Consider the following 15,753-nt stretch of genomic DNA (forward strand, 5'->3'; position numbering starts at 1 on the left):
GTAGTGATGAATAACCAGCCGCTGCTCGTCACCTGCGGGCTGCCGTACACGAACGGCCCCTGCCATTTAGGCCACCTGCGAACGTACGTCCCTGCCGATATGTACGTCCGCTACATGCGGCGGGCAGGCGAAGAAGTTGTCTTCGTCTGCGGTTCGGACAACCACGGGACCCCCATCGTGGTCTCGGCCGAAGAGCAGGGTATCTCCCCCCGGGCGCTCTCGGAGAAATATCACAAGCATTTCGACGAGACCTTCAAGCGGATGGGCGTCATGTTCGACAGGTTTGGCATGACCGATGACCCGGCCACTCACCACCGGACTCAGGCGATCGTTGCCGAACTCGAGAAGAACGGCTACATCTACAAACAGATCGTCCACCAGGCCTACTGCACGAAGTGCAAACGCTTCCTGCCGGACCGGTACGTGGAGGGCATCTGCCCGCACTGCGGCAAGCCGGCCCGGGGCGACGAGTGCGACCAGGGATGCGGCAAGCACCTTGAGCCGGGCGAGATCAAGGACCCGGTCTGCAAGGTCTGCGGCACGAAGGCGGAGTTCCGCGACCAGGAGCACTACTTTTTCAAACTCTCGGAGTTCAGGGACTTTCTCCTCCCCTTCCTCGACAAGGTCCGGGGCACGACCAACGCGAAGAACTACGCGATCGGCTGGATCAGGGACGAGCTCCATGACTGGTGCATCACCCGGACGCTCGAATGGGGCGTGAAGTTCCCGGGCCGTGACGACCTCGTGGTCTATGTCTGGGTCGATGCCCCCATCGGCTACATCGCCTTCACCGAGGAATGGGCGAAAGCGAACGGCAAGGACTGGAAACGCTACTGGTGCGGGGAGAACCGTGTCACCCATTTCATCGGCGGCGACATCATCTACCACCACTCGATCTTCTGGCCGGCGCTCCTCAAGGGTGCCGGTTACGGCGTCCCGCACGCGATCGTGGCAAGCGGGATGGTGAAGGTCGACGACCACAAGTTCTCCAAGTCGCGGGGCTACGTGGTCTGGACCAATGACGATTACCTTGACAAGGGCCTGCCCGCCGATTACCTCCGCTACTACCTGCTCGCGTATACGAGCCATACGAAAGAACTGAACTTCTCGTGGAAGGTCTTCTCCGAGCGGATCAACAACGAGGTGGTCAACATCTTTGGCAACTTCGTGTACCGCACGCTCTACTTTGCGCAGAAGGAGTTCAACGGCGTCCCGCCCGGCGAGGTCGATCCCGCCATCACGGCCGAGATCGAGAAGACCCTTGCAACCGTGGACCAGCTGATGCGGGACTACGAGTTCAAGGGCGCTGTTGACGCGATCATGAACCTCGCAGCGTTCGGCAACACCTACATCCAGACCAATGCCCCGTGGAAACTGATCAAGACCGACCGGGCAGCAGCAGCACAGGTGATTAAGAACGCGATCCAGATTGTCAAGGCCCTTGCCCTGCTCTTTGAGCCGGTGATGCCGGATGCGGCATGGCGGTGCTGGAAGCAGCTTGGGTACTACGATGCCGTTGCGAACCACCCGGTCAGCGATGCCACGCACCCGGTGCCCGAGGCCTGTCTCCACCCCCCCACGCCGCTCTTTGTGAAGATGGAAGAGGACCAGGTAAAAGAGCTTGAAGCCCTGCTCAATAAACGCGTCGCGGAGGCGAACAGGAAGATGGAAAAGACACCCGCCATATCGATCGAAGAATTTGCAAAAGTTGAGATGAAGACCGGCATTGTCCGTGCTGCCGAGGCAATCCCGAAGTCCAGCAAATTGCTGAAGCTGCAGGTGGATATCGGTGGCGAGAACCGCCAGATCGTGAGCGGCATCGCCCGGTTCTACAAGCCGGAGGATCTCGTTGGCCAGAACGTGATCGTGCTGACAAACCTTGCGCCGGCAAAGATCTTCGGTGTCGAGAGCAACGGGATGATCCTTGCAGCGGGTGATGCGGCATCCCTGCTCACGCCGCTCAAGGCCGTGGAACCGGGCACGAAGATCCGGTAATCTTTTTTTATTCAATCATATTCCGGAAGTCCCGGACAATTTTTTTCAAAAGTGAAGAGGAGAACCCATGCCGGTTTGTACTCCCGGCACGGGTGTGGATGAGGTAAGTTACCGGTCCCATGTGCAAAGGACCGGTTCAGAGTGGTGCGGGTGTTACCGCCGAGTCGCGGTGGCGCTGGACGATGGTTGTCGTGCGCCAGTTCTCGCTCGGTGCGATCTCCCCGATCCATCCCATGGCCGGCATCCGGTATGGTCTGGCACGGTTGCCGGTCCGGGATCCTTCCCGGGCATGATGGCAGGTCTCTTGATGACCTGTTCCCGTTGGGGAGTTGCTGTTTGTGGTCATGACATAGTCTCCTGGCCGCCTGCCTGCACGCCATGGCTTGATGCCGTGCTGCCGGCGGTCCGAATGTCTCCTTGCTATCCGTTACCGGCATGATCGCCCCATTGCAGGATCCACCGGGGAAAGTGTGCAGGTGGATCCTTCATGAGGCCGCATGCGGGAGATTTGCGGATACGAGTGCTGTTCGTCCCGTTCCTGTTGGGGCGAAACACTCTGATCAGAGAGTCAGGTGCCACTGCACTTATATTCGTAAAATATGCCGGGTAAGATGGTAGTACCACGCGGTTCAACCAATGAACGAAAAAATACAAGGATACTGGCCCGTTGAGTTTTTTAATAACCCGGCAGAAAAGCCGCAGGCATTCACATCATCATTCATAGATCTGCCGGCTCGTGGTATACCCGCGCCCGCACTTTTCATAGAACTGCTGGTGGCACGCTTCGGCCGGCCAGAACGTGGACGCGGGGAGGAGCTCCGTTACAATCGGGCGGTCACCGTACTGTTTCGATGCCGCGAGCCGGTCACGGGATGCAAGCGCGGCTTCTTCCTGCTTCTCATCGTGATAGAAAATGGTTGACCGGTACTGCGGCCCGGTATAATCGCCCCGCCCGTCCGGCCGGGTCGGGTCGTGCATGGCCCAGAAGATGCCGAGCAGCTGATCGTAGGAGACAACCGCCGGGTCAAAGACAATTCCCAGCGCTTCGACATGGCCGGTCGATCCGGTGCTGACCTGTTCATAATCCGGATCCGGCTCGGTCCCGCCCGTATATCCCGCAACGGTTCCGGCAACGCCCTCAACGTTCCGGAACGCCGCCTCGAGATCCCAGAAACAGCCTCCGGTAAAAGTCGCCTTACTGAGTTGAACGGGTCCGGTCATCCAACGTTGATTGGTGCCGGAGGTTTTTGGGTGTTGCTATCCTTCCCGATACCCTTCAGAAAAGAGGTGTCCGGAACCCAGTACTATTCCGGGGCCGCTACGGGCCCCTTTTGGCAATCCGGGGATCGTGATCTCCACCGAAATGGGAACAATGTCAACGCTTGAAAAAAAGTCCCTGTAAAACCAGTATTTTCAGGATCTGGGGAAATTTGTTCGTTTTAGACCTGCTAAAATAGCGGCCTTCCGGCAGCCCCTGAATTTCCCGTGGGCTCATGGAGGGTGCCAGGGCACAAAACCCCTGTTTTGCGATCCCCGGTTATTTTATCAGGGCCATCTGCTTTACCGTCAGGAGCCAGTGCAGTTCCCCGGACGGGCGCCCGGCGTATGAAAAATTCCGGATCTTTGCAAGGCCCCCTTTTGTCATCACGATGCCGGCACCCTCATTTCCGGAGATGATCCGGCTGATGAGCGATGAGAGCAGCGGTTCGTGGCCGACAAGGAGGACGGCGGCATTGTCCGGGTACCGGCCGATCTCCCGGCAGACGGTATCCGTGTCCCCGCCCGGGACCAGCACCTTCCATGTCGCCATCTTCTGTGGGACTTCCAGCACGTCCGCTATGATCGCTGCGGTCTCCTGTGCACGGGCAAGCGGGCTTGCCGCGATCAGGTCGAACTCAGGGTCATGCGCCGCGATCCAGAGCGCAACCGCGAGAATATCATCGCGCCCCTTCTTTGTCAGCGGCCGGTCCGCATCGCGTCCGCCCGGCTTTGCCACCTCTGCCTTCCCGTGCCGTAAAATGAAGACGTCCACACATGGACTGCTGCATGCGGGAGGATAAAGATTGTGAAAAAAGAACCGGATTATTCGAAGAGCCGGTAGTTCGGCGCCTCGTCCGTGATCATGATATTGTGCGGGTGGCTCTCGGTCATGCCGGCATTCGTGATCCGGACGAACCGTGCCTTCGTGTGCATATCATCGATCGTTTTCGCACCCGAGTATCCCATCGCGGACTTGAGCCCGCCCACGAGCTGGTAGATCACTTCCCCGACATGACCGACATAGGGGGTGACCCCTTCCACGCCTTCGGGCACGAACTTCGTGCTCCCGATCTCCTTCTTCTGGAAGTACCGGTCGCTTGATTCGCCGCTGCTCATGACACCGAGGGATCCCATGCCGCGGTACTGCTTGTACCGCCGGCCTTTCATGGTGATGACTTTTCCCGGGGACTCGTCAGTACCGGCAAACATGCTGCCCATCATCACCGTGTCTGCTCCGGCTGCGATGGCCTTTGCAACATCGCCGCTGAACCTGACGCCGCCATCGGAGATGACCGGGACGTCGGCACTCTGTGCAACCTCCGCTACCTGGGCGACCGCGGTGATCTGCGGCACGCCCGTGCCGGCAACAATGCGGGTTGTGCAGATCGAGCCCGGCCCGATACCGACCTTGATGCCGTCAACGCCTGCGTCCAGCAATGCCTCAGCGGCAGCCTTTGTCGCAACATTTCCTGCCACGACGTCCGCCTTCACGCTCCCTTTGATCTCCTTGACTGCCGCGACCACCTTCATGTTATGTCCGTGGGCACAATCAACAACCAGGGCATCGGCGCCGTTCTGGTCAAGGAGTTCGGCACGGGCGAAATCGAACGGGCCGACCGCGGCGGCAACGCAGAGGTTGCCTTTTGCATCCCGGCTGGCAAGAGGATATTGCCGCTTCTCAAGGATGTCCTGCATGGTGATGATACCGATCAGTTTTCCTTTTGCATTCACGACCGGAAGCCGCTCGACCTTGTTCGTGTACATGACCTCGAGGGCTTTGATTGCGGTGATATCTTCGCCGGCAACGATCGGCTTCCTGGTCATGATGGTCGTGATCTTCTCGTTGCCGCTCTTCTGCACGATCGCCCGGACATCCCGCCGGCTGACAATACCGATAATCTCTCCCTTGTCGACTACGGGCACGCCACCGATATTGTATTGCTGCATGAGGTGTTCGGCGTCGGAAACCGTTGCCGTGTCTTCAACATACAGTACGTCGCGCTCAATCAGTTCCTCTGCCTGCTTGACCGCAACGAGCTCCTGCATCTCGTGCTCGGGCGTCATGTTGCGGTGGATGACGCCGATACCTCCCAGCCGTGCGAGCGTGATTGCCATCGTGGCTTCGGTCACGGTGTCCATCGCGGCCGAGACGAGCGGGATATTAACGCGGATATTTTTCGAGAACCGCGAGCGCGTGTCAACCTCGGAGGGTTCAACCCATGATGCCAGCGGTTCCAGGAGGACATCATCGAAGGTTAACGAGAGTGGAACATCCAGTTTTTCAATAAACATACGTCACCTGATCATCGCGAGTGCTTTCCTGATCAAATCTTCTCTCACGGTTGCATTCCGGTCCCCGCCGCAGACCATGCCGCGGACGCCAATGATATCGGGGTCGATCCGCCTGAGTGCATCGATGTCTTCGAATTTCAGGGCGCCTGCAAGCGCTGTCCCGAGGCCGAGTTTCCGGTTCCCTTCCGTGAATGAGCGGAGTGCGTTCTCGTCCATGAACGCAAAGGTGCTCTGGCGGTCCTTGATGCCGGTGTCAACCATGGCAAAGTCGGCCTCGCACTCTGCGGCAATCGGTGCAACATCAAAGGGCGAGATGGTATGCATGCGTTCGTAGTCGGAGTACGCGGCGATGACCACATACTTCTTCGGGAACGGGTCTTTTACCGCTTTCACGACAGCCGAAATAACTTCGCGTGCCTTGTCCTTTCCATCGAACGCGAGCCCGATCTTCACGTAGTCAGCCCCGGCGCACGCGGCACCGTATGCAGCAAGCGAAGCACCGCCCGGCTTGTAATCAAAATCACCAATCGCAGCGCTCACCGGTTTCTGTGCAAACTCCTTGATCTCGCGGATCACCCAGGGGAAATTGGCACCGAGCGAGCCTTCGGATGGTTTCTTGACGTCGATGATGTCAGCGGCAACGGAGTCTTTAGCCTCGTTGAGAGAGCTTGGGCTGACCAACAATTGCATAAGATTTAATGATCTTTTGACCTAATAGTGGTTTGCGTTCGTCTATGGAACTCGTACTGGCGATGGATTTGAAGAATAATCTGGTCGTGCACGGCAAATCCGGGCAGCGGGACCGTTACAAACCGCTCGACTGGGGACGTTCCCCGACGGCAGAACCGGTTCGGTTTGTCAAGGCGATCCGGCCCAGGTCCATCTATATTGCGGATCTCGACCGCATTAGCGGAACCGGTTCCCATGACATGGTTGTCCGGCAGTGCGCACGCGAAGTGTCGGCCTGTTACATTGACCGGGGCTCGCGGTCGCCCGGCGACCGGCTCGAAGGCTACCATATCAAAAATATTGTTGGTACGGAGACCGGGGGCGACGATCTCGTACAGTACCCGGGCGGTTTCTTAAGCCTCGATATCAAAAACGGCCGGGTCATCCCGTCCGGCCGCGACCCGGTAGACGTGCTCCGGCAGGCCAATGGCTGGAAGTTTGAAGGATGCATCATCCTCAACATCACGGCCGTGGGAACGGAATCGGGGATCGACCGGCAGCGGCTCGAAGCCATGCGGTCGGCCTATCACCGGAAATTATACTATGGCGGGGGAGTCTCGACCATCGCGGATCTCGAAGCGATCAGCGCTGCCGGGTTCGATGGTGCGATCATCGCAACGGCCCTGCACCACAAAACAGTCCCCATCGAATGGATCAGGAGGGGTCGCTGTTGTTAGTCACACTGGAAGGCATTGACGGGAGCGGGAAGAGTACGCTGCACACTGCGCTCAAAATCCTGCTCGCGGATCTCGACCCGATCTTCACCCGGGAGCCCGGGGCCACGTGGGTGGGCGATTCGGTCCGCCGGGCCATCGCGGAGCAGATCGATCCGGTAACGGAAGCGACATTGTTTGTTGCGGATCACGCAGCCCATCTCGCAACCGTTGTCCGCCCGGCACTCAAAGAGGGAGTGCTCGTTATCTCCGACCGGTACAGCGACAGCCGGTACGCATACCAGTCCGTGACCCTGCAGGGCATTGTGCCAGAACCGGAGAAATGGCTGCGGGCCATGCACAATGGCTGGACGATCATTCCCGACCGGACATTCCTCTGCGTGCTTCCCGTTGACGATGCCCTGACCCGGCTCAAGCCGGATGCCCAGCGCGAACACTTCGAGAAGCGCGAGATTCTGGAGAAAGTCCAGAACAATTATCTGGCATATGCAAAAGCCGAGCCGGGTCGGTTTGTGATTGTGGATGCGATGCTTTCTCCGGAGATTGTTGCGAAGTTTGTCGCTGATGCGATCCAACAGGATTTGAAGACCGGGAAGAAGAGAGGAGATAAGAAACGTTCACCGGAATAATCGTGCATAAATTCTCCGGATATCGGTATCACGTTCCCCCCGTCACCTCATCCCGGTGACCGTTTTCCAGTCATCATAGACCCGCTCCTTGATCTCCTGTGCCCGTTTCGTGTATACGGATACCCCCTCAAAATTCGGGATACCGGCATGGTGCTGCATCAGGATCCCGTCGTCACCAAACCAGCGGGGAAGGGCCCCGCCTATGAAATACCCTTTTGCCCGGAGGATGCCGACCGCCGTGCCAACGCAGGGCATAGTGAGGGGCAGGATAACCTGCGTGATGACCGGTGCGGCTCCTGCTGCTTCACTCTCGCGTTCCTGTATCCAGCCGGAGAAATCACTCCCCACCCCGGTAACAGTGATCCGTGCAATACCGACATTTTGGAGCACGTCCATCGACCCGCCCGTGCGGGTGCCTCCCGGCAGTTCTCCACCAGAGATCGCAAGCGTGGACCCGTGACCGATCTCCTCGTAAAGGAAACGGAAGAGATCCTCGTACACGCAGGGGATATAGAGGGTCTGGGGACGTTCCGTGGTTATCTTGAAGAAGAGAACTGCCGAGACACGGCCCCCGACAGACAAGCACGTCGGCAGAGGTTTATCGGATTTAGGTATGATATCCATCTCAAGCCCGGTTTCGATATAGTCATTCTGTTCAGCCATCTGCTGGGAGACGAGGTGGCTGGTAACTGCCTCCCCCCAGATATCGAGAGTATGGTTCTGGATAATCTCGCGGGCAAATGTGTGATCCAGCTGGGAACCCACGCCCTTCTTCCGGTAATCCGGCCGGATCATCAGCTGCCCGATCTCGTACAGGTTCCGGTTGGGCACCGTCAGGATAGAACGGTAGACTGCAATATGCCCGATCACCTCCCCCTCCGGGTTGCGGGCGACCATGCGGAGAGTCTCGCGTGTTTCCTCCTGCCGAAGGATTTCCCGGGCATCGTAGATGCTCTTCACCGGGTAATGATCCCCGTACACGGCACGGTATAATGCAACGACGCCGTCTGCGTCCTTTGGCCTGAAACAGTCAATCTCAAACGGGATGTCTTCGGTCATTTTCAGTACTCATTCCATATACCGGAATCCGGGCGTTCATCTGTCACGCAATGCTGCTCCTGAGCGCCTGAACGAACCCCTCCATGACGGGCAGGTCGTGAAGGGTGACCCGGATATGGTTGGGGAAGCGGAACCCCGTCATGGTACGGACCATGTAGCCTTTTGCCATGAGCCGACGGTATACCAGCGTATCGGATACCGGGAGCCGGATCACGACAAAGTTGCCTTCCCCCGCGATCCAGGGGAGATTCATGCGGTCCAGTTCGCTGATCAGAAACTCCTTCGATGCTCTTACCAGTTCCCGCGTCCTCCGGATATGGGAACCGTCGTCGGCCAGAGCGCCGAGCGCTGCCTCCTGGGCAAGCGTGTTCACGGAATACACGATGCAGGTGCGGCGGATGATGTCGACAAGGTTGCGGTTCCCGGCAAGGTAGCCGATGCGCAGCGCGGCCAGGCCGTACATCTTTGAGAACGTACGGAAGACGACCAGGTTGGGGAACTCGCTGATGAGGTTCATCCCCTCGGGGTAATCCGGCTGGTCGACAAACTCGGCATAGGCTTCGTCCACGACTACGATCTGCCTGCCGTCAACCCTGCGCAGGAAGGAACGGAGCCGGGCCTCGCTCCAGTAGGTGCCGGTCGGGTTGTTGGGGTTGCAAATGAAGATGACCTTGGTCCTGCCATCGATCGCGCCAATCATCGCTTCTTCATCGAACGCATGATCCTTCAGGGGTACCAGCCGGGCCTCGACGCCGGAGAAGCCGGCTGCCCACTCGTAGACCGCGAAGGTCTTGTCAGTTGTGATAATGTTGTCCCCTTTCTGACAGAACGTTTTAATAACGAAGGTGATCACCTCATTTGCCCCATTGCCGATAAGAAATGAACAGGCCGGGTGCCGGAACACTTCGGAGAGCCGGTGCCGGAGGTGATAACTGTCCCCATTGGGATATATCGCTGCCCGCTCCGGTGTAAAGTTCATGATAGCCTCGATGGACTTCTGCGGGGGGCCGATGACGTTCTCGTTGTTGTTCATCCGTACAAGGGACGATGTATGGTACATGGACCTGAGCACATCGTCCGGTTTACTGGGGACATAGGCCTCGATCTTCCGGATGTACGGCGGGACCAGAGTATCGAGCGGAGGTTGCGTCGGGGCCATCTCATGACCCCTGCCTTTGCCTATGTTCAAAGACCACGATGTCCCCGGTTCCTCCCCATGGGAGGAGGTAGCAGGGGGAGAAGCCCGCGGACCGGAGCGCAGGTACCAGGACCTGTTCGGATTCATCCCCGAGATCCAGCTTGAACCTTATCCGCGTGATTCCGTCGTCATCCAGCGACGACACGTACTGGGCCAGGATGTGGGCCGCGTCCCTGCCGGCCACGATGGTCGAGAGGATTGCAAGATGCCGCTTCCGGGCCACCTGAACCCCGAATGCCGCATGGGGCTCGATGAACTCGCCGGCATAGGTGGTGACAACGATGTTCCTTGGCAGGACAAGGCGATCGATACACTGGCGGACGAACGGCTCGAGGTTGGGATGGACATAGACGGTGGACCCCGTATCCTCATCCAGCTGGCGGTAGAGGGGCCGTTCGCATAAAAGCCCGTTGTCCTCTACCTGGGGGGGAGCAAGTTCCTCGAAGAATGCTTTCGGGACATCGGGAACCGGCAGCCGGTTCACCATGCAGACCGCACCTTTCCTGCTTACATTTTCAAGGACCTTCTGGATGATCGCCTCGGCAAGACCGGGCTGCGGGACAAAGACGTACGGCCCGAGGGAATCGATCATCTTTTCTCCCTGCCGCCAGAGCATGCCGCCGCCGATATTTCCTTTGCCGTCGGTGGCGAGCTGGATGCCAAACTCCCTGCTCCGGACCATATCCGCGACCTTCCCCGGGAAACGGAAGAACTCCGGGATGACCGATGGGTATGCCTGCTGGACGCGCTGGGCGAACTGCTTGATATCCTCCTGGCCGTAGGGGCCCGGTGCATAGGGCCCCGGGGGAAGCACCTGTACCGGAAGGATCTGTTCCGGATAGATCTTATCCATCGTGAAGCAAATCGACATCAGGCCATCCTGTTCCCGGACAAGGCGGAGACTGTCCACAACGCGTGCGGCCAGGACGATGCCGAGGTTCTCGATGACCGATTCGTCATATGGGTTTTGCACTTTTGTCACGTTCAGGGCGGATACCGGGATCCGGTGGGGCGGGAAATAACAGCAGGCCTCCGTGTAATAGCCCCCGTCCCTGACCGTGACACGGATTTTTTCACCGGCGCCGGGGGCGGCGGCAAGGACATTGAGGAGTTCTTCAACGGCAAGGCAGAGATTCTGGGCACCCTCCTTTGTGAGCCCGAAGGTGATTGCCGATTGTTCGACCATGCCGGTAACGACCGGGAGATACCGGAGGTCGATTCCAACAATCAGTTCTGCAGTGTCCGCTGTATTCATGGGAACCGTTCTTCCGTTGCCGTCAGGTGGATCTCTCCCGGCAATAGCTCCATCTGCCCGTGCAAGAGGATCCCCGGCCGATAGTATCCGAAAGAGTTCCTGACTGCGTTACGCACGATGCGTTCAGCCCGTGCGGGTGGCATCCCTCACTTCCATGGTAAGGTTCATCAGATCGACTATCATGTATTTCGGGGCAAACACGATCTCCCGGGATACCAGGGGGGTATCCCGGAGAAGATATGCCGTTACTTCGGACGCCATGAGCGTGCCTGCCATGTTGGCACCGATGCTTGTGGTTGCATATTTTCCCGTTTCTGCTGCGGTCTTGTCGATCCGCTCCATGGTAATCCTGTTGAACCGTTCTGACATAACAGAAGGCAATGCACCGCTGGTGGATTGGGATTGTGCATTCACCAGGTCCCAGAACTCATCCGGCATCATGCCCTGCGGGTGATGGTTGATCATGATGGTCCCAAACCCGATTGCCCCGGACGTAAAGAGAGGGATATTGAATTTTTTCAATAGTTCCGGCGTCTTGGCCTTGACATCAAACCCTTTTTCAACATCGATGATCCCGACGTACACATCGGATCCTTTGAGAAATGCTTCAAGGTTTCCTGCTGACAGCCCTTCCGGAACCAGTTCCAGTTCAATGTCGGGATTGATATCCCGGGCCAGTTGTACATAGACATCCAGCTTTGGCTTTCCCATGGTTGATTCATAGGCACCGACCTGGCGGTTCATATCCGGGGGATCGAAGATGCCATTTTCTGACACCCGGAATCTCCTGATTCCCAGGCGCACCATGGCAAGGAACATAACCCCCCCGATTCCGCCAAGCCCGCCAATAGCGACAACGGGTTTTGACAAAGCATCGATTCCTTCTTCTGTCAATATGGGACGTGTACGATCGCGGAATGTTTGCATGACTTCTGTGTATTTTTGTAATATTTTAAATACCTTTTAAAATGATTCCGCTCCGGAAAAGATCGCGATTCTTACTGCCCGGACACCGGTTCCCCTATTATTCACATTCTCCCTGCTCCGTAGGGAGTCAGTACGATGAGTCGAAGTTACCACTTCTCCAATCCATCTTCGTTGATGCAAAGATGGCTTCCTCTCGGGTCGCGCCTGGGCAAGGTTCTGTAATGTTGATTGCAGGAAATTGCCAAACCGTGAAATCCCCTGTCCACGGGGGTGTGTTAGGCCTGTAAACTCTTGTGAAATCATCTCCTTGTAAATCGCTCCGATTGGCGAACGGAGCCCATTTTGAAAAACGGGTTTTCTGATACTCGCATTTTTTTGCGAATTATAGAACAGTGTTTTTGAAAGAAGGCCATATCATCGATATTTTGCGGATATGAGTGGCATTTCAGCCCCTAAAAAACGTCTAATTGTTGCCTTTTGGATGAGCGACTACTGCCAAAACGGCAGTAGGAGCTTGAGAAAAAGGCCGGCGGCCTTTTTCGAATCATGATCCCGAATCGAAATCCAGTAGAAACGGCTACCGGTGAAACCGACTGGACATCCGTTCAGGAGGTCGAGAAGATTCCATAGAAATCTTCGAGTTTGGCGGGGGGTTTATAGGAGTTCCCCCGAAGAGGAACCAAAAAAATTATCCCTTGAGTGAAACTTCACCGGCAGGAAGCGGGCGCATGCAGAGTTTTTTCTGGTGGGCGTCCCGCATGACGCCATCAATTTTCCGGGAGATCGCGGCCGTGTAATAGGCTTCTCCGCATTGCTCGCAGACATACGCAGGTACATCTTTGATAACAATGACCTCCCCGGCAGCGTGCGCCAGAAATTCCGTCTTTCCTTCGCGGAGTTTTCCTTTGCAGAAACTGCAGTGATCCGGAATCATGGTTCAGTCCTCCTTTTACGATACTCAATCCATTTGTCTTCTTCCGGGATATAATCTGTAATGACCCGGATATGATCGGTGCAGACTGCAATTACGGTGTGGTACGCAATCGTCACAATCACATCGCCAATAGTGAGCACATCCACCATCGCTCCCTATTCAGGTCAGGGAAATTGCGACCGTTCATCTGCCGTTGCTGGAACTAGTCAATGTTGGGAGAAAAAGACTATGTTCGGTTTTTTCCGAACAATCCAATCTGGTTTTATATATTTTAATCCTGAACTAGATATTGTCTCAAAGTATTCTGGTTTTAGATACGTGGGGAGAGATGTCAATGAAAAGATATTTTTTAATATTGATAACCGGTTGCCTGCTGGCCGCCATGTCTGGTCCGGTAAGTGCACTGCCAGCAGCACAGAACTCTGATTGTTCAGATACCTCTCTGTCAGCGTACGATGCATTTACCGAAGATACTGATGGCAACACCATCTCTAAATTACCCGTCATCTTAACCTAATATGATGCATTCAAGGATTTGGGTTTGGACCGCTATTATTGCCTCCATAATTCTTATTCTTTCAATATTTTTTTTAATACCACTCGTGTCTCCTTCAGGACATGAACATCAGAAGGAACCCATTCACATGACATACTGGATACTGTCGTCAGGTTTGGAACGTGGGCCTTATGCATTTGAGCACCCTGTCATCAATTATGACAAAGAGAACGGCGGAACATGGCAAATCCGGGATAAGGATCGGTTGAACAACGCGATAGTAATCGAAGATCGCAACAGTAATAATCAATCCTCCCGGGTAGACTCCTTGTACACTCCTGATGTAGCAATTGATGGTAATAATATCAGTCTTGATTTTTTGATCTGGAATGGTGCCGGTGAAGACTGTGCCAGCGCTGTTCTTAACATGACGACCGATTATGTGACCCTGAACGAAGAAACGGGTTCTCCCGAGGGACCTTCCTTCACAGGTACCGCAACCCAGATGCATATACTCAATTTGTCGTCAGGGGAATCTGCGGAAGTCCGGGTAACGGTGGATCTTCCGAAACCAGACCCTGAAAAAATACTCCGTCTGACGATAACACTTAAGTCTCCAGATGCATTCATGACCAAGACGGGCACTTTGCGCACGTATGATCCTCATAGGCTTCCACAAGGAACAGCAATGTTTGTAGTAAAAGAAAAGGATGCACCAGAATTAGAACCGGCACCAACACTCCGTGCAGGATGTGAGAGACCCACCCCCAAATCTTGGGGAGCCCGGCGGTTTGCCGAGACCTCGCTGGGCTAGGAACCTGATCAAAATTTTTGTACAGGTAAGTGCGTAGCGCAAAAGTCGACAGACCTTTTGCGCGTCTGGCATCGCAATGATTTTTAAAAATCCTTGAAAAAATTTCATATTCACTTACGCTTTCTCAATTTTTTCTGGCCTTGTCGCAAAACGTTTCAAATTTTTTCATACACAAAATTTTCCGGAAAAATTTCGAAAAGTCCCCGAAATTTTTTTAAATTTTTTTTCGAAAATAATTCCCGGCCCGGATTGAAAAAACCCGGCCTCTAAACCCTGCTCCCACAACTGAAACAATCCAGGAAACTACCCGTTCGGGATCCTCATTTTTCGAGTTGACAACCTTCCAAATCCAGGCATTCTACGTGCCCCGTTTCCCGGAAAAGTGCTAACAGGCCTCAAATTGAGCCCCGATTGGGATCCGACAACCCCCTGTTTGATGCGAAACTCCTAGTGTTTTTCTATAAACAGGGGGGCCGTAAGAAGTTCTTCGACGAAAGGAGATATTCTCCGACGTGATACTTCTTGTTCCAGGAGATGTGTTTGCCCTGTAAACACCCTTAAATTTATCTCCCCGAAAAACAGTCCGTTTGGCAATCGGAGCCCATTTTGAAAAACGGGTTTTCTGATACTCGCGTTTTTTTGCGAATTATAGAGTACCGGTTTTAAACGAGGGCTTAATTGCCGTTATTTTGCCCATATGAGGGTTATTTCAGCCCCTAAAAAACGTCTAATTGTTGCCTTTTGGATAGTCATGGAATTGAAATCCTGTGGAAAAGGCTGTCCGGTGAAATGGCGGGGGGTTGGATCTGGGGCATCTGCAGGGAGAAATTGGGAATTATCCATTCTTCGATAAACTTATTGCTCCTTTTATCAATTATGCAAATATGTGCGATATTCCAAAACTGTGGGATACTTACAAATGATGGATAATAGGAGCCATTATCCTTATCGGAATTATGATGACACCGTTTGGTTCAATTCTCTTTGCCATTGGATTGATCCTAGTTCTCGTAGGATTTGGATTTGGGATCTACTATTTTTCGATTAAAAATTTTTGGCCGAGAATTCTATTTTTAATTATCATTTGGGCAGTTCTTATTGGAGTTATGATGATAACAAATGAAATAGCCGCTGATAAAATTCAGAGTCTCTTAAGTTTGTTTGTCACAATTAATATTGCAATAATTACAATTGCGTTTGCAGCAATAGCGATAAAACCTGAAAGTTTTCTATCGATTAAAACAGATTTTCGAAATTTTCTGTTGATTACCGCTTTTTGGATTTTACTTGAAATAATGGTTTATTGTTTAAGTTTCTTTGATATTTTCGATAAATCGATTGGTTTTAAAGTTTTTTTAGCCGGCTCAACGATTATCCAGATCGTCTTAATATTCAATCTGATGTTTTATACAATAAAAATGTTTGATGCGGTCGTTGTTCCGGTTGAGAAAAAACCGACTGATTAGACTTTTTTTATAGGGTCAAAAAATG

At 54.5% G+C, this 15,753-nt stretch carries 17 protein-coding genes; 5 read left to right on the top strand and 12 right to left on the bottom strand.

The genetic code is table 11. From position 1 onward, the window contains the following. Positions 1 to 6: 6 nt before the first annotated feature. A complete protein-coding gene (gene metG / locus M0R30_RS01210) occupies positions 7 to 1,995 on the top strand; it encodes a methionine--tRNA ligase (protein ID WP_292542284.1) in 1,989 nt (662 codons plus the stop codon). A 136-nt stretch (positions 1,996 to 2,131) separates the two neighbouring features. Here metG and M0R30_RS01215 read toward each other — a convergent pair whose 3' ends face one another. The 5 genes from M0R30_RS01215 to M0R30_RS01235 all read right to left on the bottom strand — a co-directional run bounded on the left by M0R30_RS01215 (position 2,132) and on the right by M0R30_RS01235 (position 6,237). Continuing rightward, complete coding sequence (locus M0R30_RS01215; protein ID WP_292542286.1) at positions 2,132 to 2,341, bottom strand: hypothetical protein; 210 nt, start codon at positions 2,339 to 2,341, stop codon at positions 2,132 to 2,134. Positions 2,342 to 2,709: 368 nt separating this feature from the next. Continuing rightward, positions 2,710 to 3,216, bottom strand: a complete 507-nt coding sequence (gene msrA / locus M0R30_RS01220) for a peptide-methionine (S)-S-oxide reductase MsrA (RefSeq protein WP_292542288.1) — start codon at positions 3,214 to 3,216, stop codon at positions 2,710 to 2,712. 316 nt (positions 3,217 to 3,532) lie between these two features. Next, positions 3,533 to 4,027, bottom strand: a complete 495-nt coding sequence (gene sixA / locus M0R30_RS01225) for a phosphohistidine phosphatase SixA (RefSeq protein ID WP_292542290.1) — start codon at positions 4,025 to 4,027, stop codon at positions 3,533 to 3,535. A gap of 50 nt (positions 4,028 to 4,077) precedes the next feature. Beyond that, positions 4,078 to 5,547, bottom strand: a complete 1,470-nt coding sequence (guaB, locus tag M0R30_RS01230) for an IMP dehydrogenase (RefSeq protein ID WP_292542292.1) — start codon at positions 5,545 to 5,547, stop codon at positions 4,078 to 4,080. 3 nt (positions 5,548 to 5,550) lie between these two features. Beyond that, the gene (locus M0R30_RS01235; protein ID WP_292542293.1) at positions 5,551 to 6,237 is read right to left on the bottom strand and encodes a (5-formylfuran-3-yl)methyl phosphate synthase; all 687 of its coding nucleotides are present in this window, start codon (positions 6,235 to 6,237) and stop codon (positions 5,551 to 5,553) included. A gap of 44 nt (positions 6,238 to 6,281) precedes the next feature. On the opposite strand from M0R30_RS01235, the gene M0R30_RS01240 reads away from it, so the two are divergent. Continuing rightward, entirely contained in the window at positions 6,282 to 6,953 is a 672-nt protein-coding gene (locus M0R30_RS01240) for a HisA/HisF-related TIM barrel protein (protein WP_292542295.1), read from the top strand. Next, positions 6,947 to 7,579 carry a dTMP kinase gene (gene tmk, locus M0R30_RS01245; RefSeq protein ID WP_292542297.1) on the top strand — a complete coding sequence of 211 codons (633 nt, stop codon included), beginning with the start codon at positions 6,947 to 6,949 and terminating at the stop codon, positions 7,577 to 7,579. The genes M0R30_RS01240 and tmk overlap by 7 nt, the downstream gene beginning before the upstream one ends. Positions 7,580 to 7,621: 42 nt before the next feature. On the opposite strand, the gene M0R30_RS01250 is transcribed toward tmk, so the two are convergent. From M0R30_RS01250 to M0R30_RS01280, 7 genes are all read right to left on the bottom strand, one after another. Next, on the bottom strand, positions 7,622 to 8,638 hold the full coding sequence (locus M0R30_RS01250; protein WP_292542298.1) for a GNAT family N-acetyltransferase: 1,017 nt from the start codon (positions 8,636 to 8,638) through the stop codon (positions 7,622 to 7,624). 43 nt (positions 8,639 to 8,681) lie between these two features. After that, positions 8,682 to 9,797, bottom strand: a complete 1,116-nt coding sequence (gene hisC / locus M0R30_RS01255; protein WP_292542299.1) for a histidinol-phosphate transaminase — start codon at positions 9,795 to 9,797, stop codon at positions 8,682 to 8,684. 1 nt (position 9,798) lies between these two features. Then, positions 9,799 to 11,091, bottom strand: coding sequence for a hypothetical protein (locus tag M0R30_RS01260; RefSeq protein WP_292542300.1), 1,293 nt, complete (start codon positions 11,089 to 11,091; stop codon positions 9,799 to 9,801). 123 nt (positions 11,092 to 11,214) lie between these two features. Further along, positions 11,215 to 11,985 (bottom strand): ThiF family adenylyltransferase, encoded by a 771-nt coding sequence (locus M0R30_RS01265; RefSeq protein WP_292542301.1) that lies wholly within the window; start codon positions 11,983 to 11,985, stop codon positions 11,215 to 11,217. A gap of 721 nt (positions 11,986 to 12,706) precedes the next feature. Then, the gene (locus M0R30_RS01270) at positions 12,707 to 12,952 is read right to left on the bottom strand and encodes a type II toxin-antitoxin system MqsA family antitoxin (protein ID WP_292542302.1); all 246 of its coding nucleotides are present in this window, start codon (positions 12,950 to 12,952) and stop codon (positions 12,707 to 12,709) included. Continuing rightward, the gene (locus M0R30_RS01275) at positions 12,949 to 13,101 is read right to left on the bottom strand and encodes a hypothetical protein (protein ID WP_292542303.1); all 153 of its coding nucleotides are present in this window, start codon (positions 13,099 to 13,101) and stop codon (positions 12,949 to 12,951) included. Before M0R30_RS01275 ends, M0R30_RS01270 begins: the two co-directional genes overlap by 4 nt. A gap of 145 nt (positions 13,102 to 13,246) precedes the next feature. Continuing rightward, complete coding sequence (locus M0R30_RS01280; RefSeq protein ID WP_292542304.1) at positions 13,247 to 13,459, bottom strand: hypothetical protein; 213 nt, start codon at positions 13,457 to 13,459, stop codon at positions 13,247 to 13,249. A 137-nt stretch (positions 13,460 to 13,596) separates the two neighbouring features. Here M0R30_RS01280 and M0R30_RS01285 point away from each other — a divergent pair, with 137 nt between their 5' ends. After that, the gene (locus tag M0R30_RS01285; RefSeq protein WP_292542306.1) at positions 13,597 to 14,262 is read left to right on the top strand and encodes a hypothetical protein; all 666 of its coding nucleotides are present in this window, start codon (positions 13,597 to 13,599) and stop codon (positions 14,260 to 14,262) included. A 956-nt stretch (positions 14,263 to 15,218) separates the two neighbouring features. Next, on the top strand, positions 15,219 to 15,728 hold the full coding sequence (locus M0R30_RS01290) for a hypothetical protein (protein WP_292542307.1): 510 nt from the start codon (positions 15,219 to 15,221) through the stop codon (positions 15,726 to 15,728). The last annotated feature ends 25 nt before the right edge of the window (positions 15,729 to 15,753 follow it).

The organism is Methanoregula sp. (assembly GCF_023227875.1).
In the GTDB taxonomy this organism is placed as follows: Archaea; Halobacteriota; Methanomicrobia; order Methanomicrobiales; family Methanospirillaceae; genus Methanoregula.